This window comes from Rhizobium sp. AP16, from assembly GCF_000281735.1.
GTDB classification, from domain to species: domain Bacteria; phylum Pseudomonadota; class Alphaproteobacteria; order Rhizobiales; family Rhizobiaceae; genus Rhizobium; species Rhizobium rhizogenes.
The window spans coordinates 39,177-58,264 of record NZ_AJVM01000027.1 but is presented as its reverse complement, the minus strand read 5'-3'; the positions used below and the strand labels follow the sequence as shown (position 1 = coordinate 58,264).

The window sequence follows — 19,088 nt, the reverse complement described above, 5'->3', positions numbered from 1 at the left end:
CTTCTGAACAAATTCTACTTGCGCAGGAGTCTTGCCGATGAATCGCTACCGCAAAAACCGCGAACCGGCTGCGTGACCTTTAAGCAACGCATTGTGGCGAAAATGCAACGCATCCGATCACATTGTCAAGCCGTGCGGGAGCTCCGATAGACGGAAACACCCAGTTCTCTGATCTTTTTGCGCAACGTATTGCGATTGAGGCCAAGCAGATCGGCGGCCTTGATCTGATTGCCACGAGTGGCCGTCAGCGCCGCGAGGATCAGCGGGTACTCCATTTCGGTCAGCACGCGGTCGTAGAGACCGGGCGGAGGCAAATTGTCGCCGAAGCTGGAGAAATAGCTGCGCATATTCTCCTCCACGGCCTGGGCGATGGTCATGGTGCCGGTCCGCACCGGCCCCTTCTCGATCGGGCTATCCGGCACATCGGCGCGCAATTCCGAATCGATGATCTCGCGGGTGATGACATCCTGCGGATAGAGCGCCATCAGGCGGCGGATGAGGTTTTCGAGTTCGCGCACGTTGCCCGGCCACGGGTAGGCCTTCATCAACTCAAGCGCTTCCTGGTCGAATCGCTTGGAGCCGAGCCCTTCCTTTTCCGCCTGCGTGATGAAATGGCGGACGAGATCGGGGATATCCTCGGCGCGGTCGCGCAGCGGCGGCAGACGCAGCGGCACGACGTTGAGGCGGTAATAGAGATCCTCGCGGAACAGGCCCTGATTGATCGCCTGCTTCAGATCCTTGTTGGTGGCGGCAACGATGCGAACGTCGGTGCGGATCGGCGTGCGGCCGCCGACCGTCGTATATTCGCCCTGCTGCAGGACGCGCAAAAGGCGTGTCTGGGCGTCCATCGGCATGTCGCCGATTTCGTCGAGAAACAGCGTGCCGCCCTCGGCCTGTTCGAAGCGCCCGGTCGAGCGTGTCTGCGCGCCGGTGAAGGCGCCCTTCTCGTGGCCGAACAATTCCGATTCGATCAGGTCGCGCGGGATCGCGGCCATATTGATGGCGACGAAAGGACCGTTGCGGCGCTTGCCGTAGTCGTGCAGCGCGCGGGCGACGAGCTCCTTGCCGGTACCGGATTCGCCGGTGATCATCAGCGTCAGGTCGGTCTGCATCAGACGCGCCAGCACACGATAGATTTCCTGCATCGCGGCAGAGCGACCGACCAGTGGCATGCCGTCCTGCATGTCGTCATCGAGCTTGGCGGGCTTGCGCTTAGGCTCCGACAAAGCGCGGCCGATGATAGCGATCAGCTCCGTCAGGTCGAACGGCTTCGGCAGATAGTCGTAGGCACCCTTTTCCGAGGCCTTGATCGCCGTCATGAAGGTGTTTTGCGCGCTCATGACCAGGACAGGCAGTTCCGGCCGCGCCTTCTTGATGCGCGGCAGAAGGTCGAAGGCGTTTTCATCCGGCATGACGACGTCGGTTACAACGAGGTCGCCTTCGCCGGCGGAAACCCAACGCCAGAGCGTCGCGGCGTTGGAGGTGATGCGTACATCGTAACCGGCGCGGCTCAAAGCCTGATTAAGCACGGTACGGATGGCTGCATCGTCGTCGGCGACAAGGATCGTGGCTGTCATCGAGTAGTCCCTGTAGAGTTCGGAAAGGGGGCGTCTTCAAGAGTGATGCCTTTGGAGGCCGGCATCAGAACCCGGAAAGTGGTGCGATGGTTCTGGCTGTCGCATTCGACAATGCCACCATGATCACCGATGATCTTGGCCACAAGCGCCAGGCCAAGGCCGGTTCCGTTCGTCTTCGTAGTGATGAACGGGTCGAATAGATGCGGTACGAGATCGGTCGGCACACCTGGGCCGTTGTCGATCACGCAGAACTCCAGCGGCAGCGAGATTTTTTCGCGCGTACCGGCGACGGAAAGGCGAATACCCGGGCGATAGGCGGTCGTCAGCATGATCTCGCCATCCGGCTTATCGCCGATGGCTTCCGCAGCATTCTTCACCAGATTGAGGAAGATCTGCACCAGCTGGTCCCTATTGGCATAGACGGCCGGCAAGGATGGGTCGTAGTTTTCGCTGAACTTGATGTTGCGGGCAAAGCCAGCCTTGGCAACCGCCTTCACATGATCGAGCACGGAATGGATATTGACCGGGACGCGATCGATCGGACGCTCGTCGGAAAAGACCTCCATGCGGTCGACCAGCGAAACGATACGGTCGGTTTCGTCGCAGATCAGCCGCGTCAGCGCGCGATCGTCATCCTCCACAGACTGCTCCAGCAACTGGGCGGCACCGCGAATGCCGGAGAGCGGGTTCTTGATCTCATGCGCCAGCATCGAGGCAAGGCCGGTGACCGAGCGAGCGGCGGCGCGGTGCGTCAGCTGCCGGTCGATCTTGTCGGCCATGGAGCGCTCCTGGAAAACGACCACCACGGAGCCGGGATCGCTCGACACGGGCGCGACGTAGATATCCACCAGCTTGTCCTGGCCAAGGCGTGGCGAGCTCAGATCGACGCGATATTCATTCACCGGCGCGCGGCGTTCGCGCACCTGATCGATCAGCGCCAATAACGGGCTGCCGAAGGGAATGAAGGCGGAAATCTCGTAGCGCGCCAGATGCGAGGCGCTGGCGCCGAAGAAGGCCTCGGCCTCCCAGTTGGCAAACGCAATCAGGCCGGCCTCGTTGACCATGACGACCGGATTCTGGATCGCGTTGAGAACCGCCATGGCCACGGCGCCACCCGTATGCTCGGCACCGCCGGAATTGGATTTCGAGCTCATGCGGCCTCCTGGAGGCTTCGGGCGAGATCGGACCCGGCCTGTAGCGCCGCATGCAACAAGGCGGCCGCCTCTTGGCTGTCTTTCGAAGTCATGATTCTTGCCTTTTCAGCACCATTGATGGTGGGAGCGTAACGGTCCAGATACCAGCCGAGATGTTTGCGGGCATGACGAATGCCGACGGCCTCGCCATAAAAATCCAGCATCATCCGGTAGTGTTCGAGGGCGATGTCGGCGATCTCACCACGATCCGGCTCGCGATGACCGGCAAGCACGCCCGCATGCCACGGCCGCCCCTGACAGCCGCGCCCGACCATGACCGCGTCGGCACCGGAACGGCGAAGTATTTCGCTCGCGTCTTCCGGCGTATCGACATCGCCATTGGCAACGAGCGGAATGGAAATGACATCGCGCACGGCGCGGATCGCATCCCAATCCGCCCTGCCCTCGTAAAACTGCATCCGCGTGCGGCCGTGGATCGTCACCAGCTGGATGCCGGCCTCCTCGGCGCGGCGCGCGATATGCGGCGCGTTGATGGAATTTTCGTCCCAGCCGAGCCGCATCTTCAGCGTCACAGGGACATCGACCGCCTTGACGGTCGCCTCGATCAGGCCCAGCGCGTGATCCGGATCGCGCATCAAAGCCGAGCCGGAATAACCGCCGATCACCTTCTTGGCGGGACATCCCATGTTGATGTCGATGATATCAGCGCCATTGTCGGCGGCGATCTTTGCCGCTTCCGCCATCCAATGCGCCTCGCGTCCGGCAAGCTGCACCATATGCGGCTTCAGCCCGGCACTCTTCAGACGCGCCCAGGATTCGGCCGTGTCCTGCACCAGCTCGCGGCTTGCGACCATCTCGGTCACGACAAGGCCGGCCCCATAGCGCAGAGCCAATTGCCGGAACGGCAAATCGGTTACGCCCGACATCGGCGCGAGGATCACGCGATTGCGGATGGGCACCGGGCCAATGGAAAATGGGGCTGCAAGCTCGGACGGAAGCAAATGATTATCTTTCAGGCACACCATGCATCTGCACTATTTTTAGACAGTCTTGAGAGGCTTGCCAAGAGGTTTCGGAGAATGCCGATATTTTTTGGGCAAATGCTGGAAAATACCCATTCGAGGCGATAGACCCTGCTGTAGTAAGATCCTGCTTTGGCGATCTTCTTAGCATGATCTTGCCCAGAAAACCGCTTCGCACTTTTTTGGGGATCATGCTGGAGCGGAGCCTTTCATCCCCGGGGGTTTATGACGCAAATGCACTCAACGCAACCGATGTCGATCGGAATCGTGATCGTTGCTGCCGGGCGCGGTGAGCGGGCGGGATCGCCCGAGGAGGGTCCGAAGCAGTATCGCGCGATCGGCGGCAGGCCGGTTATTGCGCATACGCTTGAAAAATTCGTGACATGGCCGCAGACGGCGAAAATCGTGATCGTCATTCACCGGGACGACGAGAAATTGCTGCGCTCGGCGCTAGAGATGATTGCCGATTCGTCCGGTGTCGAGATCGCATTCGGCGGCGCCACGCGCCAGCAATCGGTGCTTGCGGGGGTGCGGCAGCTGGAAAAGACCGGAGTCAGCCATGTCATGATCCACGACGCCGTGCGCCCCTTCTGCGATCACGACCTGCTCGATCGTGTCGCTGCGGCGCTTGCCGCCGGAGCGCCCGCCGTGCTGCCGGCCATGCCGGTGACGGATACGCTGAAGCGAGCGGGCTCGGATGCGCTAGTGACGGAAACCGTGCCACGCGCCGGGCTCTATGCCGCGCAGACGCCGCAGTCCTTCCGGCTGGCCGATATTCTGGCTGCGCATGAAAAGGCGGCTGCCGGTAACAAGACGGATTTCACCGACGATGCGGCGATTGCCGAATGGGCCGGCCTGCCTGTGACGCTGGTTGCCGGCAGCGCGGACAATGTCAAACTGACAATCAAGAGGGATATCGCCATGGCCGATGAAAAGCTTTCCGCCGGCCTGCTGCCGGATGTTCGTACCGGCAACGGCTACGACGTCCACCAGCTCGAACCGGGCGACGGCGTGACGCTCTGCGGCGTCTTCATTCCGCACGACCAGACGCTCAAGGGCCATTCCGACGCCGATGTCGCGCTGCATGCGCTGACCGACGCCCTGCTCGCCACCTGCGGCGCCGGCGATATCGGCGATCATTTCCCGCCCTCCGATCCGCAATGGAGGGGCGCGCCGTCGCGTATCTTCATCGAGCATGCAGCAAGGATCGTTCGTGATCACGGCGGCACGATCATGAATGCCGATGTCTCGCTGATCGCCGAAGCGCCGAAGGTCGGCCCGCATCGCGAAGCCATGCGCGCCAAGCTCTCGGAGTTTTTGGGGATCAGCCTCGAGCGCTGCTCGGTGAAGGCGACCACCAACGAACAGATCGGCTTCGTCGGCCGCCGTGAAGGCATTGCCGCCATCGCCACGGCAACGGTCGTCTATCGCGGCGGCAGGCCATGAGCCATTTCCCGGATGACATTCTGGCGCTTGCACGCGGTATCATCACCGATTTCGCAGCGAGGGGCCGAATGGTCGCCACGGCGGAATCCTGCACCGGCGGGCTGATTGCTGGCGCCCTGACGGACATTCCGGGCTCGTCGGCGGTCGTCGACCGTGGCTTCGTCACCTATACGAACACGGCGAAGATGGAGATGCTTGGCGTTCAGGAGCAGACGCTTGCGCAGTTCGGTGCCGTTTCGAAAGAGACGGCGCTGCAGATGGTGCATGGCGCCCTCTTCCGTTCGCATGCCGATCTGGCCGTCGCCGTGACCGGCATCGCCGGGCCGGGTGGCGGATCGACGGACAAGCCGGTCGGTTTGGTTCACCTTGCCGCCAAGGCACGAACCGGCGGCCTCATCCATCGCGAGATGCGTTACGGCGATATCGGCCGCGACAAGGTTCGTCTTGCTACCGTGCGGACGGCGCTGGACATGCTGATCGCGCTGGATCAGGCGTAGATCTTACCGGCACGCGTCTCGAAGGCATCCGTGAACATGCGGAAGGCGCGGTCGAACATCGAGCCCATCAGGGCGCCGAGAATGCGGCTCTTGAACTCGTAGTCGATGAAGAAATCGATGACGCTGCCATTTTCGGCCGGCTGGAAGCGCCAGCGATTATCGAGGTATTTGAACGGCCCGTCGATATATTTCACATCGATCGCCCGCTCCGCCTTGTTGAGCAGCACCTGTGTCGTGAAGGTTTCGCGGATCGCCTTGTAGCCGACGGTCATATCGGCCACCAGCAGGACCTTGCCGTCCCGCTCCTTGCGATTGCGGATCACCAGCGCATCGCAGAGCGGCAGAAATTCCGGATAGCGTTCGACATCGGCGACGAGGTCGAACATCTGGTCAGGCGTGTGCGGGACGGGGCGGTGCGTTTCAAACTGTGGCATGAGCCGCAATTAAGCAGGACGGTCGAGAAGATCAAGAAGCTGACGCATTTCGCCGCGGGATTTTAGTTGGAAAACAGGGATGTCAGGGCCATATTGAGCAAGGCCCGCCAGTACTTTTGGCGCAAATTTGCGTTCCCAATCCCAGATGTAGCGCAGGAATTCCCTATCGATGCGCTCGCGGCAACCCGGCGCCATGTCCGGACGGGACCGCCCCAACCATCGCACCGCTCTCGACAGAGCGCCCCACATGCACAACCAGCGCGGCATCCGCACCCAAAGAACAAGCTCTGTGCGCGGCAATCTCAGATCAAAGCTTGATGGCGCTGTTCCATCGATCAACCAGCGCTCCTCGGCAACCTTTGCCGCGATCAGAGCACGCTCCTCCGCCTTGTCTCTCTTTACCCAGCCCGGCAGCCAGAAGAACTCGCGATCCATCGAGACGTAGGGCAGATTCGTGCGTGCGCAGATTTTCCGCGAAAGAGTCGTCTTTCCACCGCCTGAGCAGCCCATGACTAGGATGCGATCGGTAGCCTTAAGGTGGGCAACAGCTTCGGCGATGTCTGCAAACTCTTTCATATTCCCATCTCCCGAAACCCGTCGTTTGCAGCGTCATGACGCCTGATGGCAGTTAGCCAGGGACAACGAGCAGATCAAGCAGCTCCCGCATCTGACGGCGGCTCGTCAGTTGAAGGACTGGAACCTCAGGACCATGCTCCGCGAGCCCGGCAATGACCCTGGGCGAATACACTTGCTCGAACGTCCATATGAAACGCAGAAATTGCCACTCGATCTTTTCGGGGCAGCCGGGCGCCATGTCCGGGCGGGTCCGCCCTATCCATTTGAACCATCTGGCCACGGCTCCCCAGATGCAAAGCAGGCGCGGCATGCGGACCCAGATGACGATGTCCGTGCGTGGCAGGCGAATATCGAACGTCGACGGATTCGTGCCGTCCATGATCCAGCACGCTCCCAGGATCTTTTCAGCGATGATTTTCCTCTGCTCCATCCTGTCGCGCTGCTTCCAGCCGGGAAGCCAAAGGACGTCGCGATCGATGGAGACATAGGAAAGGCCGAACCGCTTGCCGATCTTCTGCGACAAGGTCGACTTGCCGCCACCGGAGCAGCCGATAACGAGAACGCGTTCGGCGCTCTTGAGGATGGATGCCGCTGTCTCGATGTCGATAACATAGGGCGGCGCTTGCGGCGCGACGATCTGCTCCATGGCCCAACTCCACATTGAATCTTGACTGGCCCAATACCAGCAACAAGCGGCGGGACGCGTCCTGTAGACCGCACAGATGATGATCTGATGACGGCGCAAACAAAAACCGCGGCAAGATCGCCGCGGTTCGTTAAAAAGGCAAGAGCTTATGAAGGCCTACTCGGCGGCGAGCAGAATCTTCTTCTCCCGAGCCGCCCGCAGCCGGGCAAAATCGTCGCCTGCGTGATGGGACGAGCGCGTCAGCGGGCTGGAGGCGACCATCAGGAAGCCCTTGGTGTAGGCAACCGTCTCATAGGACTTGAATTCCTCAGGGGTGACGAAGCTCATGACCTGATGGTGCTTGCGGGTCGGTTGCAGATACTGGCCGATGGTCAGGAAGTCGACATCGGCGGTCCGCAGGTCGTCCATCAACTGCAGCACTTCGTTGCGCTCTTCGCCGAGACCAACCATGATGCCGGACTTGGTGAACATGGTCGGATCGAGTTCCTTGACCCGCTGCAAAAGCCGGACCGAGTGGAAGTAACGCGCGCCGGGACGCACCGTCAGGTAGTTTCCGGGCACCGTTTCCATATTGTGGTTGAAGACGTCGGGCTTGGCGGCCACGACGCGCTCCAGCGCGCCGGGCTTCTTCAGGAAGTCGGGCGTCAGGATTTCGATCGTCGTCATCGGTGAAGCGGCGCGGATCGCCCAGATCACCTTTTCGAAGTGCTCGGCACCGCCGTCGGCCAGATCGTCGCGGTCGACGGAGGTGATGACGACGTGGCTGAGGCCCATTTCCTTGACGGCCTTGGCGATGTTTTCAGGCTCGGCCATATCGAGCACATTCGGCTTGCCTGTCGCGACATTGCAGAAGGCGCAGGCACGCGTACAGATCTCGCCCATGATCATGAAGGTGGCGTGCTTCTTCTCCCAGCACTCGCCGATATTCGGGCAGCCGGCCTCCTCGCAGACCGTGACGAGCTTGTGCTCCTTCACGATCGAGCGTGTCTCGGCATAGCCCTTCGATGTCGGCGCCTTGACGCGGATCCAGTCGGGCTTGCGCAGAACTTCCGTGTCCGGCCGATGTGCCTTTTCCGGATGCCTTACGCGCTTTGCATCTGGATTGATCCTGTCGAGAATCGTGACCATGAAACGTCTACTTTCCGCCGCTTGTCCGCGGCCTCTTCATCGCCGGGCGAATTTGGCGAGGAATATCAGAATGCATGCACCAATGAAACCGGTGACGAAAAAACCAAACCTGCCGCCGGGTACGCCGACATGCAGCCCCGCGAGAATGGCGGCTGCGACCACCGAGCCGGCAATGCCGAGGACGATGTTGAGAATGACGCCATAGCGCACCTCCATCAGCTTACCCGCGAGCCAACCCGCAAGACCGCCGATGATGACCAACCCCAACCAGCCTGTACTTTCCATCAAATCCCTGCCCTTAAGCTATCAATCTCGCAAATAGCACCACGACAATCGCGCCCACCGTCGCGTGAATGATCTCGACGACCAGTGGGCTTTCAATTCCCAGCGAGATCCCGAACCAGTTGAACAGGAACCCGCCAACGAAAGCACCGATCACGCCGCTGACCAGGCAACCGATCAAACCACCGCCGCCGCCAACGATCAGGCTGGCGAGAAACCCCGCCACCAGACCGATCAGAAGAAAGACGACCCAAGCTTCCGTGCCGATAGACATGATGATTTCCTTTGCTATTTTCCACCCTCAACATAGAGGGCGTGCAAGGAAATTATCAAGCGTTCAGTACGCGGCCATAGGCGTCCAGCACAGCTTCCTTCATCGATTCCGAAACGGTCGGATGCGGGAAGATCGTGTGCATCAGTTCTTCTTCCGTCGTCTCCAGGTTCATGGCGACGACAAAGCCCTGGATCAGTTCGGTGACTTCAGCGCCGACCATGTGGGCGCCCAGCAGTTCACCGGTCTTCTTGTCGAAGATGACCTTGACCATGCCCTGATCTTCGCCGAGCGCGATCGCCTTGCCGTTGGCAACGAAGGAGAAGCGGCCGACGCGGATATCGCGGCCCTGCTCCTTGGCCTTGGCTTCCGTCAGACCGACGGAGGCGACCTGCGGATTGCAATAGGTGCAGCCCGGCACCTTGCTCTTGTCGGTCGGATGCACGTTCGGCAGGCCGGCGATCTTCTCGATGCAGACAACGCCTTCATGCTCGGCCTTGTGCGCCAGCATCGGCGGACCGGCGACGTCGCCGATTGCATAGATGCCCGCCACATTGGTCTTGCCGTAGCCGTCGATGACGACGCAGCCGCGATCGGTCTTCACGCCGAGCGCTTCAAGGCCCAGATTCTCGATGTTGCCCTGCACGCCAACGGCGGAGATCATGCGGTCGGCAATGATCTGCTGCACCTTGCCGTCTTCGGTCTCGACATGGGCGGTGATGTTGTTCGCACCCTTCTCGACCTTGGTGACCTTGGCCTTGGTGAAGATCTTCAGGCCGCGCTTTTCGAGCTGCTTGCGGGCGATGCCGGAGATTTCGGCGTCTTCGACCGGCATGATGGTCGGCATGACCTCGACGACGGTGACGTCGACGCCCATGGAGCGATAGAAGCTCGCGAACTCAATACCGATGGCGCCCGAGCCCATGACCAGCAGCGACTTCGGCAGGACGTCCGGCTTCAGCGCTTCGAAATAGGTCCAGATCAGCTTGCCATCCGGCTCGATGCCGGGCAGAGCGCGCGGACGTGCACCGGTGGCGACGATGATGTGCTTGGCGGTGTAGGTACCCTCGCCCTTGACGTTCTTCGGCAACGGATGCTGCGGCTCGACGACGGGCTTGGTCGACTTGCCGACGACGATTTCGCCGGGCTTGGTGATCTTGGCTTCGCCCCAGATCACGTCGACCTTGTTCTTCTTCATCAGATAGCCGATGCCCTGATTGAGGCGGGCGGACACGCCGCGCGAGCGGGCGACAACCGCCTTCACATCAGCGCTGACCTTGCCCTCAAGAACAAGGCCATAATCCTTCAGATGGTTGGAATGATCGAGAATTTCGGCCGAGCGGAGCAGCGCCTTGGTCGGGATGCAGCCCCAGTTCAGGCAGATGCCGCCCAGGTGCTCGCGTTCGACGATCGCCGTCTTCAGGCCAAGCTGACCGGCGCGCACGGCGGCGACATAGCCGCCTGGACCGGAACCGATGATGATGACGTCGTAATTCTCAGCCATGTGTTTCCTGCCTTTTTGGTGGCGGCCGGTAAAGCGTCAGCCTGCCCTGAATTGTTAGATACCCAGCATCATGCGCACGATCGACTCTACGCCACGACCAAGCGCCCGGGTGTTTTCCGCATCGAGATGCACGCCATCGAGCGGCGTAGTGACGGCTACCGAAGCGCCGTCGAAAAACCCGCAGCCTTCCTCATCGGCGAGATCGCGGTAGAGCGTCGCAAGCTTGCCTGACTCCTCGACCCCGCCAAGGAAACTCGACGCGAAAGCCGCATTGGCTGTTTCGGTGATAACAGGCGGCGCGACGATCAGAATATCGGGGATCTCATGATCGAAACCCCATGTATGATTGCGCACGAGCTGGATCAACCGCCGCACACCCTGCATCGCCGCGAAAGCGGGACCCGCAACAACCGGCTTCATGTCGTTGGTGCCGAGCATGATGATGACGAGATCGAGCGGCGCATGCGTCTGCAGGATCGTCGGCAACACCCTTGCGCCATTGCGGTCGCAATCGGCAAGGTGATCATCGAAAGCCGTCGTGCGGCCGTTCAGCCCTTCCGGGATGACCCGGGCCTGATCGCCGAGCGCTTTTTGCAGCACGCTCGGCCACCGATCTTCGAAGGCATGACGACCGATCGTTTCGGCGTTATAGCCCCATGTGAGCGAGTCGCCATAACACAGAACGGTCTTGGTCATGCATGCCTCCGTTTGACGTCAAGGCTCAGACGAGCATCCCCATCGGGTTTTCGATGTAGCCCTTGAAGGCGCCCAGGAGTTCGGCGCCGAGTGCGCCGTCAACGGCGCGATGGTCGGTCGACAGCGTGACGCTCATCACGGTGGCAACAACCATTTCGCCCTTCCGGACAATCACCCGCTGCTCGCCCGCGCCGACAGCGAGGATGGTCGCATGCGGCGGATTGACGACGGCGGCGAAGTTCTTGACGCCCATCATGCCCATGTTGGACACCGCAGTGGTGCCGCCCTGATATTCCTCGGGCTTCAGCTTGCGCTCCTTGGCGCGCTTGCCGTAGTCCTTCATCTCGTTGGAGATGGCAGACAGGGTCTTCAGCTCGGCACTGCGAATGATCGGCGTGATCAGGCCGCCCGGGATGGAAACGGCAACGCCGACATCGGCATGCTTGTGCTTGACCATGTTGCTGTCGGTCCAAGAAACATTCGCGTCCGGCACGTCGCGCAGAGCCAGCGCCAGGGCCTTGATGACCATGTCGTTGACAGAGAGCTTGTAGGCAGGAACGCCGTCCTTTGACTTCGGAGCAGCATCATTGAGCTGCGTGCGCAGCGCCAGCAATGCATCCAGCTCGCAATCGACGGTGACGTAGAAATGCGGGATGGTCTGCTTGGATTCCTGCAGGCGCTTGGCAATGGTCTTGCGCATGCCGTCATGCGGCACGAGTTCATAGGAACCGGGCTCGAACAGCTTGAGAACGGTATCGTCCGACTGGCCCTTTGCCAAAGCGGGTGCCGGGGCAGCTGCAGGCTGGGCAGCCGGAGCGGCCTTGGCAACACCACCACCGGCAGCAGCGGCTTCGATGTCCTTCTTGATCACCCGGCCGTGCGGGCCGGAGCCGACAAGCGCGGTCAGATCAATGCCGGCGTCCTTGGCAAGACGACGGGCAAGCGGTGATGCGAAGGTGCGCTGACCATCCGTCGCTACCGGAGCGGATGCCACGGCAGGAGCGGCCGAGGCCACCGGAGCAGGCGTTGCCGCAGGAGCGGCAGCAACAGGAGCAGCTTCCGCCTTTGGCGCTGCGGCCGGAGCCGCACCAGCGCCGGAAGCAGCCGCTGCAACATCCTCGCCTTCGCCGGCCAGAACCGCGATCAGCGCGTTGACCTTGACGCCCTCGGTCCCGGCGGGAACGAGGATCTTGGCAACTGTACCTTCATCCACGGCTTCGACTTCCATCGTCGCCTTGTCGGTCTCGATCTCGGCGATGACGTCACCGGACTTGATCTTGTCGCCTTCCTTGACCAGCCACTTGGCGAGGTTGCCCTCTTCCATGGTTGGCGAGAGGGCAGGCATGGTGATGTTGATAGGCATCGAAAAGCCCTCCCCTTATTTGTAGCAAACGGCTTTCACCGCATCGACCACTTCGCCGACATTCGGAAGCGCCAGCTTCTCGAGGTTAGCGGCGTAGGGCATGGGAACATCCTTGCCGGCAATCGTCAGGATCGGCGCATCGAGATAATCGAAGGCCTGCTGCATGACGCGGGTCGCGACTTCCGTGCCGACGGAGGACTGCGGATAGCCTTCCTCGACGACCACCAGGCGGCCGGTCTTCTTTACGGATTCGATAACCGTCGGCAGGTCCATCGGACGGATGGTGCGCAGATCGATCAACTCGACATCGATGCCCAGGGCTTCCAACTCGGCAACCGCCTTGATGGAATAGGACATGCCGATACCGAAGGAGACGATCGTCACGTCCTTGCCTGTCCGATGAATACGAGCCTTGCCGATCGGCAGAACGAAATTGTCGAGCTTCGGCACGTCGAAGTGCTGGCCGTAGAGAATTTCGTTTTCAAGGAAGACAACCGGGTTCGGATCGCGGATCGCCGCCTTCAGCAGGCCCTTGGCGTCGGCTGCCGAATAGGGCATCACGACCTTGAGACCGGGAATCTGGCTATACCATGCAGAATAATCCTGGCTGTGCTGAGCGCCGACGCGGGCTGCAGCACCATTCGGGCCGCGGAACACGATCGGAGCGCCCATCTGGCCGCCGGACATGTAGAGCGTCTTGGCAGCAGAGTTGATGATCTGGTCGATCGCCTGCATGGCGAAGTTGAAGGTCATGAACTCGATAATCGGACGAAGACCGGCCATGGCAGCGCCGACGCCGACACCGGCAAAGCCGTGTTCGGTGATCGGGGTATCGATGACGCGGCGAGGACCGAACTCCTGCAGCAGGCCCTGGGTGATCTTGTAGGCACCCTGGTATTCGGCGACTTCTTCACCCATGACGAAGACGTCTGGGTTGTCGCGCATTTCTTCGGCCATGGCGTCACGCAGTGCTTCGCGCACCGTCATCGACACCATTTCCGTGCCGACCGGGATTTCCGGATCAGCAGGAGCAGCGGCCTTCGGCTGTGCCGGAACGGGCGCCGGAGCAGCAGCTGCTGCCGGTGCTTCGGTCTTGACCGGTTCGACAGCCGGAGCAGCCTTGGCGCTGGAGATGTCGGACGCGGATTCACCGTCCTGCAGCAGGATGGCGATCTTGGCGTTGACCTTGACGCCTTCGGTGCCGGCTTCGACCAGCAGCTTGCCGATGATGCCTTCGTCAACGGCTTCCACTTCCATGGTGGCCTTGTCGGTTTCGATTTCCGCAATGACGTCGCCGGATGTGACCTTGTCACCTTCCTGCTTCAGCCATTTGGAAAGAGTGCCCTCTTCCATCGTCGGAGAAAGGGCGGGCATGAGAATATCGATGGGCATGGTTCTTCCCTCCCCGATTTAGAGCAGAATGTCGGTGTAGAGCTCGGATGCATCCGGCTCCGGATCGGCCTGGGCGAAATCGGCACTGTCGGCGACGATGTCGCGGACGTCCTTGTCGATCACCTTCAGGTCGTCTTCCGACGCCCAACCCTTGTCCAGAAGACGGACACGAACCTGCTCAATCGGATCATGCTCGGAGCGCATCTTCTGCACTTCGTCCTTGGAGCGATACTTGGCCGGATCCGACATGGAATGGCCGCGGTAACGGTAGGTCAGCATTTCCAGGATGATCGGACCCTTGCCGGAACGGCAATATTCGACCGCTTCGTCTGCGGCTGCCTTGACGGCGCGAACGTCCATGGCATCAACCTGGATGCCGGGGATACCGAAGGAGGCGCCGCGCTTGGAGAAGTCGGGCTGCGCGGTGGCGCGCGCCGTCGACGTACCCATGGCGTAGCGGTTGTTCTCGATCACGTAGATCACCGGCAGCTTCCAGAGCTGCGCCATGTTGAAGCTTTCGTAGACCTGGCCCTGGTTGGCAGCGCCGTCGCCGAAATAGGCGACGCTGACGCTGTCATTGCCGCGATACCAGTTGGCAAAGCCGAGACCGGTGCCGAGCGAGACCTGCGCGCCGACGATGCCGTGGCCGCCGTAAAAATTCTTTTCCTTGGAGAACATGTGCATGGAGCCGCCCTTCCCTCGGGAATAGCCGCCCTTGCGTCCGGTGAGCTCGGCCATGACGCCACGGGCGCTCATGCCGGCTGCCAGCATGTGACCGTGGTCACGATAGCCGGTGATGACCTGGTCGCCATCCTTCAGGGCCATTTGCATGCCGACAACGACAGCTTCCTGGCCGATATAAAGGTGACAGAAACCGCCGATGAAGCCCATACCGTAGAGCTGGCCAGCCTTCTCTTCGAAGCGGCGGATCAGCAGCATCTCACGATAGGCACTCAGTTCCGCATCGCGGTCAAACTCTGCGATTGCGCCGCCATTGGTTTCTTTGGCAGGCCTCGATGCTGTCTTCCGGCTGGAAACGGACGCGGATTTGCGTGGCGCCATTCAACCCTCCCTGTGTGAGTAGCCTCGTTTTATAGTGTGGCGTAACATAGGGAAGATTGTCCGCCACAGCAATGCTATAATTGCATGGCTCATATTCATCGTAAGTCATTGTTATAACTTCGAAAAACTTAATTAACCTGAATTCGGTTAATTGCGGCTATTTGTTGAAAATGACGATCTCGTCAGCCCGAGAATAAGTCAGCTGATAGCGCGCATACTGATCAAGCATATCCTTGTCCAGCGAGCCATCGCTCAGCAGCGCCACGGCCTTTTCGAGGTGCTCGCGCTTGGCAACGAGATCGGCAAGCTCCTTGCCGCGATCGATCCGACGCTGCTCGAAAACCTCGGTGGCCTTCAGACCGTAATCGCCATGAATACAGTGATAGCCGAAATAGCTGACAAAGGCGATCGTGATGGCGGGAAGGACGAAACGACCGAATCTTCTCTTCTTATGATATCTTGTCCACATACTCGCCTGCTCGAAACGCCCTACGGAGTATGATCCCGAACCTTTGATCCGCGCAGCGAAAATGCGAAGCGGTTTCCGGATAAGATCATGCCAAATCAAACATCTATGACGACTCTAGCCGGTAGAGATTAACCATCCGTTGACTCTAACGTTCCCACAACAAAAAACCGCGCCCGAAGGCGCGGTTCAAGACATCATGGGCTTTCAAGGTGGCCCGGATCATTGTCCGAGCTCAAGCCTAATTAGCCACGAAGAATGGAGCTGCCGGCATATTTTGCCTGCGGGCCAAGGCCTTCTTCGATGCGGATCAGCTGGTTGTACTTGGCAAGACGATCGGAGCGCGACAACGAGCCGGTCTTGATCTGACCGCAGTTGGTGGCAACTGCGAGATCGGCGATGGTCGAGTCTTCGGTTTCGCCGGAACGGTGCGACATGACGGCCGTGTAGTTGGCCTTGTGCGCGGTTTCGACAGCGTCGAGCGTTTCCGTCAGCGTGCCGATCTGGTTGACCTTGACGAGGATCGAGTTGGCAACACCCATACGGATGCCGTCGCGCAGACGAGCCGAATTGGTGACGAACAGATCGTCGCCGACGAGCTGCGTCTTCTTGCCGATCAGATCGGTGAGCGCCTTCCAGCCTTCCCAATCGTCTTCAGCCATGCCGTCTTCGATCGAAACGATCGGGTACTTGGCAGCGAGTTCGGCAAGATATTCAGCCATGGCGCCGGGTTCCAGCGTGCGGCCTTCGCCTTCCAGCACGTATTTTCCGTCCTTGAAGAACTCGGTCGAAGCGCAATCGAGGCCAAGAGCAACCTCTTCGCCTGGCTTGTAGCCGGCCTTTTCGATCGACTTCATGATGAAGTCGAGGGCAGCAGGAGCGCTGGAGAGACCAGGTGCAAAGCCGCCTTCGTCACCGACATTGGTGTTGTGGCCCTGAGACGCCAGTTCCTTCTTGAGGACGTGGAAGATTTCCGAGCCAATACGCACGGCGTCGCGGAAGGTGTCTGCGCCGATCGGCAGGATCATGAATTCCTGGAAATCGATCGGATTGTCGGCATGGGCGCCGCCGTTGATGATGTTCATCATCGGAACCGGCAGCAGACGGGCGTGAGCGCCGCCGACATAGCGGTAGAGCGGCAGGTTTGCGCTCTGGGCGGCAGCCTTGGCAACGGCAAGCGATACACCGAGAATGGCGTTGGCGCCGATGCGCGACTTGTTCGGCGTGCCGTCAAGCTCGATCATGATGTCGTCGATCTGGATCTGGTTTTCAGCGTCCATGCCGCCGATCGCGTCGAAAATCTCGGTATTGACGGCTTCGACGGCCTTTTCGACACCCTTGCCGTGATAGCGCTTGCCGCCGTCACGAAGCTCGACGGCTTCATGCGCGCCGGTCGAGGCACCCGACGGAACCGCTGCGCGGCCCAAGCTGCCATCTTCGAGGTAGACATCGACTTCAACAGTCGGATTGCCACGGCTGTCGAGAATCTCGCGGGCGATAATGTCGGTGATTGCGGTCATGATAGCTTCCTGCTCGCTGGGTTATAAATCGATTGAAATCGTCTTAATCGAAGTCGCGGAAATTACAATGCCGCTCCGCACCTCGATCTGGCGCTCCAACAGGCCGCGTATAGCAAGTTCATGTCAGCCTGTTGAATGCCGCTTAAAGTCTCAAGCCTTGGCGATGGCGTCGAAGGCCAGCAGCTTTTCCAGAAGCTGCGGCATGTCCTTCAGATAGACCATGTTTGGACCATCGGACGGTGCGTTGTCCGGATCTTCATGCGTCTCGACGAAAACGCCGGCAACGCCGACGGCGACGGCGGCGCGTGCCAGCGTCTCGACGAATCGGCGGTCGCCGCCGGTCGAACCGCCCTGCCCGCCCGGCTGCTGCACGGAATGAGTCGCATCGAAAATCACCGGCGCGCCCATGGCCGCCATGATCGGCAGCGAACGCATGTCGGAGACCAGCGTGTTGTAGCCGAAGGAGGCGCCACGCTCGCAGAGCATGATATTCGGATTGCCGCTGTCGTTCAGCTTGGCCAGCACGTTCTTCATGTCCCAGGGCGCCAGGAACTGACCCTTCTTGACGTTGACGACGCGGCCGGTCTTGGCAGCGGCAACGAGAAGGTCGGTCTGGCGCGACAGGAAGGCCGGGATCTGCAGGATGTCTACCGTCTTGGCAACGACAGCGCACTGCTCCTCGGTGTGAATGTCGGACAGGACCGGAAAGCCATATTCCTTCTTCAGATCGGCAAAGACTTCCATGGCCTTTTCCAGGCCGATGCCGCGCTTGCCGGAGAGCGACGTACGGTTCGCCTTGTCATAGGAAGACTTGTAGACAAGGCCGATGCCGAGCTTACCGCAGAGCTCCTTCAGAACGCCGGCAACCATGAAGGCATGATCGCGGCTTTCCATCTGGCAAGGGCCGGCAATCAGCGACAGCTTGGCGGTGTTGGAAAACAGAACCTTGGATGCGCCCTCGCCGACGATCACTTCGGAATTGGTGCTCATGCTATCTCCTCGAAGGCGAACAACGCGCCCTGTCCAGGGGCGGGCTTTGCCAGAATACGATTGTTCTTACGCGTGTATGTGACGCCGTTAGCAGCCAAATGCGACGATGTCACGGAAAGATCGCGTGTCTTGAAAAGGATTGCGCGCGCCCGAAGGCCGGGATCGACCGTTGGTACCGGAAAATCGTAAAAGGCTTCCATGCCTTGCGGGGTCAAGACCTCGATCCTGGCGTTCGCCGTCTCGATCGTCAGCCCAAAGGAATGCTCCGATATCTTTGATCCGTCGGCAATCCGTTCAAAGAAGCCCCGGAACACGGCCGGCTTCGGCGTCGACAGGGCGACCCGCGCAATGCCGGTCACACCATTGGCATGCCGCTCCAGGGCGCTGCGATCAGCCGGCAAAGGGTTGATGCGCTGGGCGCAGAAAGCATAGAAATCCGGCGAGCGCAGATCGGCCGCGAAAGCGAGACGGAAGCCGGCGATCGTTTCAGAGCCATCCGGCATACGCATCGGCCGTTCGAAATTCAGCATGCGCCCGGCCGACATGGCGTTGGCCAGGAATCGCTTGTCATCGGCGGCGGCATCCTTCGTGCCGAGAACGATGGCCGAAAACCCTTCCTCGCCGATACGAAAACGATAGGCCTGGTCGCGAGCGACGAAAACATTGCCTTCCTCGATGCTCCTTTCGTATTGCTCCTGCGACGCGACGCCCAGGGGCTCCAGATAGGTCTTGTCGGAAAAGAACACGCAGGCATTCTCGGTGCCGAAGGGATGGCGGGCATCGGCAGCGACGGTAAAACCGAGCTTGCCCAGCCGCTCCCGCGCCATGGCAATATTGACCGTCGGCAGAACGAGATGATCCAGCGGATGCGGCGATGAAACCATGGTTTCCCCCTTGGTGCATGCCGCAGGTTTGCGCTCTTCCGACGCTCAATTCAAGATGAAAACGCAGTGTTTAAAACCAGCCAGATCGCAAATGGGAGGGCGCGTTGTCGAATGCTTTGCAACTGCGCGGAAGCCGGAATTGCTCCGGGTTTCAGTGATCATGCAAAGATAGCCGGCT

20 protein-coding genes are annotated in these 19,088 nt (G+C 60.4%); 2 read left to right on the top strand and 18 right to left on the bottom strand.

From position 1 onward, the window contains the following. Positions 1–125 precede the first annotated feature (125 nt). Genes ntrC through dusB form a run of 3 tightly spaced genes read right to left on the bottom strand, consistent with a single transcriptional unit; the run spans position 126 to position 3,756 of the window. A complete protein-coding gene (ntrC, locus tag PMI03_RS12180; RefSeq protein WP_007693477.1) occupies positions 126–1,577 on the bottom strand; it encodes a nitrogen regulation protein NR(I) in 1,452 nt (483 codons plus the stop codon). Further along, positions 1,574–2,731, bottom strand: coding sequence for a nitrogen regulation protein NR(II) (locus PMI03_RS12175; protein ID WP_007693476.1), 1,158 nt, complete (start codon positions 2,729–2,731; stop codon positions 1,574–1,576). The genes ntrC and PMI03_RS12175 overlap by 4 nt, the downstream gene beginning before the upstream one ends. Further along, positions 2,728–3,756 carry a tRNA dihydrouridine synthase DusB gene (gene dusB, locus PMI03_RS12170; RefSeq protein ID WP_007693475.1) on the bottom strand — a complete coding sequence of 343 codons (1,029 nt, stop codon included), beginning with the start codon at positions 3,754–3,756 and terminating at the stop codon, positions 2,728–2,730. Before dusB ends, PMI03_RS12175 begins: the two co-directional genes overlap by 4 nt. A gap of 222 nt (positions 3,757–3,978) precedes the next feature. On the opposite strand from dusB, the gene PMI03_RS12165 reads away from it, so the two are divergent. Together PMI03_RS12165 and PMI03_RS12160 are read left to right on the top strand one after the other, a co-directional pair. Next, positions 3,979–5,199, top strand: a complete 1,221-nt coding sequence (locus tag PMI03_RS12165) for a bifunctional 2-C-methyl-D-erythritol 4-phosphate cytidylyltransferase/2-C-methyl-D-erythritol 2,4-cyclodiphosphate synthase (protein ID WP_039973870.1) — start codon at positions 3,979–3,981, stop codon at positions 5,197–5,199. Then, positions 5,196–5,696, top strand: coding sequence for a CinA family protein (locus PMI03_RS12160; RefSeq protein WP_007693471.1), 501 nt, complete (start codon positions 5,196–5,198; stop codon positions 5,694–5,696). The genes PMI03_RS12165 and PMI03_RS12160 overlap by 4 nt, the downstream gene beginning before the upstream one ends. Here the strand turns inward: PMI03_RS12160 and PMI03_RS12155 are convergent. The 15 genes from PMI03_RS12155 to PMI03_RS12085 form a co-directional block, all read right to left on the bottom strand. Continuing rightward, complete coding sequence (locus tag PMI03_RS12155) at positions 5,687–6,130, bottom strand: type II toxin-antitoxin system RatA family toxin (protein WP_007693469.1); 444 nt, start codon at positions 6,128–6,130, stop codon at positions 5,687–5,689. The genes PMI03_RS12160 and PMI03_RS12155 overlap by 10 nt on opposite strands. A gap of 9 nt (positions 6,131–6,139) precedes the next feature. Next, on the bottom strand, positions 6,140–6,706 hold the full coding sequence (locus PMI03_RS12150) for a hypothetical protein (RefSeq protein ID WP_007693468.1): 567 nt from the start codon (positions 6,704–6,706) through the stop codon (positions 6,140–6,142). 52 nt (positions 6,707–6,758) lie between these two features. Beyond that, positions 6,759–7,352: a hypothetical protein gene (locus PMI03_RS12145; RefSeq protein ID WP_007693466.1), complete on the bottom strand. Its 594-nt coding sequence runs from the start codon at positions 7,350–7,352 to the stop codon at positions 6,759–6,761. Positions 7,353–7,508: 156 nt separating this feature from the next. Then, positions 7,509–8,480 (bottom strand): lipoyl synthase, encoded by a 972-nt coding sequence (gene lipA, locus PMI03_RS12140; protein ID WP_007693464.1) that lies wholly within the window; start codon positions 8,478–8,480, stop codon positions 7,509–7,511. Between the two features lie 36 nt (positions 8,481–8,516). Continuing rightward, positions 8,517–8,765: a GlsB/YeaQ/YmgE family stress response membrane protein gene (locus PMI03_RS12135; RefSeq protein WP_007693461.1), complete on the bottom strand. Its 249-nt coding sequence runs from the start codon at positions 8,763–8,765 to the stop codon at positions 8,517–8,519. A 13-nt stretch (positions 8,766–8,778) separates the two neighbouring features. After that, positions 8,779–9,036, bottom strand: coding sequence for a GlsB/YeaQ/YmgE family stress response membrane protein (locus PMI03_RS12130; protein ID WP_007693459.1), 258 nt, complete (start codon positions 9,034–9,036; stop codon positions 8,779–8,781). 55 nt (positions 9,037–9,091) lie between these two features. Next, positions 9,092–10,537 carry a dihydrolipoyl dehydrogenase gene (gene lpdA / locus PMI03_RS12125; RefSeq protein ID WP_007693457.1) on the bottom strand — a complete coding sequence of 482 codons (1,446 nt, stop codon included), beginning with the start codon at positions 10,535–10,537 and terminating at the stop codon, positions 9,092–9,094. Between the two features lie 54 nt (positions 10,538–10,591). Next, complete coding sequence (locus PMI03_RS12120; protein ID WP_007693456.1) at positions 10,592–11,233, bottom strand: SGNH/GDSL hydrolase family protein; 642 nt, start codon at positions 11,231–11,233, stop codon at positions 10,592–10,594. 25 nt (positions 11,234–11,258) lie between these two features. Beyond that, positions 11,259–12,596 (bottom strand): pyruvate dehydrogenase complex dihydrolipoamide acetyltransferase, encoded by a 1,338-nt coding sequence (locus PMI03_RS12115; RefSeq protein ID WP_007693454.1) that lies wholly within the window; start codon positions 12,594–12,596, stop codon positions 11,259–11,261. A gap of 15 nt (positions 12,597–12,611) precedes the next feature. Further along, on the bottom strand, positions 12,612–13,988 hold the full coding sequence (locus PMI03_RS12110; RefSeq protein ID WP_007693452.1) for a pyruvate dehydrogenase complex E1 component subunit beta: 1,377 nt from the start codon (positions 13,986–13,988) through the stop codon (positions 12,612–12,614). Between the two features lie 18 nt (positions 13,989–14,006). Then, positions 14,007–15,050, bottom strand: a complete 1,044-nt coding sequence (pdhA, locus tag PMI03_RS12105) for a pyruvate dehydrogenase (acetyl-transferring) E1 component subunit alpha (RefSeq protein WP_007693451.1) — start codon at positions 15,048–15,050, stop codon at positions 14,007–14,009. A 157-nt stretch (positions 15,051–15,207) separates the two neighbouring features. Next, on the bottom strand, positions 15,208–15,519 hold the full coding sequence (locus tag PMI03_RS12100) for a septum formation initiator family protein (RefSeq protein ID WP_007693450.1): 312 nt from the start codon (positions 15,517–15,519) through the stop codon (positions 15,208–15,210). A gap of 242 nt (positions 15,520–15,761) precedes the next feature. Next, on the bottom strand, positions 15,762–17,036 hold the full coding sequence (gene eno, locus PMI03_RS12095) for a phosphopyruvate hydratase (RefSeq protein ID WP_007693449.1): 1,275 nt from the start codon (positions 17,034–17,036) through the stop codon (positions 15,762–15,764). A 150-nt stretch (positions 17,037–17,186) separates the two neighbouring features. Beyond that, a complete protein-coding gene (gene kdsA, locus PMI03_RS12090; RefSeq protein ID WP_007693448.1) occupies positions 17,187–18,026 on the bottom strand; it encodes a 3-deoxy-8-phosphooctulonate synthase in 840 nt (279 codons plus the stop codon). Continuing rightward, complete coding sequence (locus PMI03_RS12085) at positions 18,023–18,910, bottom strand: VOC family protein (protein WP_007693445.1); 888 nt, start codon at positions 18,908–18,910, stop codon at positions 18,023–18,025. Before PMI03_RS12085 ends, kdsA begins: the two co-directional genes overlap by 4 nt. Between the last annotated feature and the right edge of the window lie 178 nt (positions 18,911–19,088).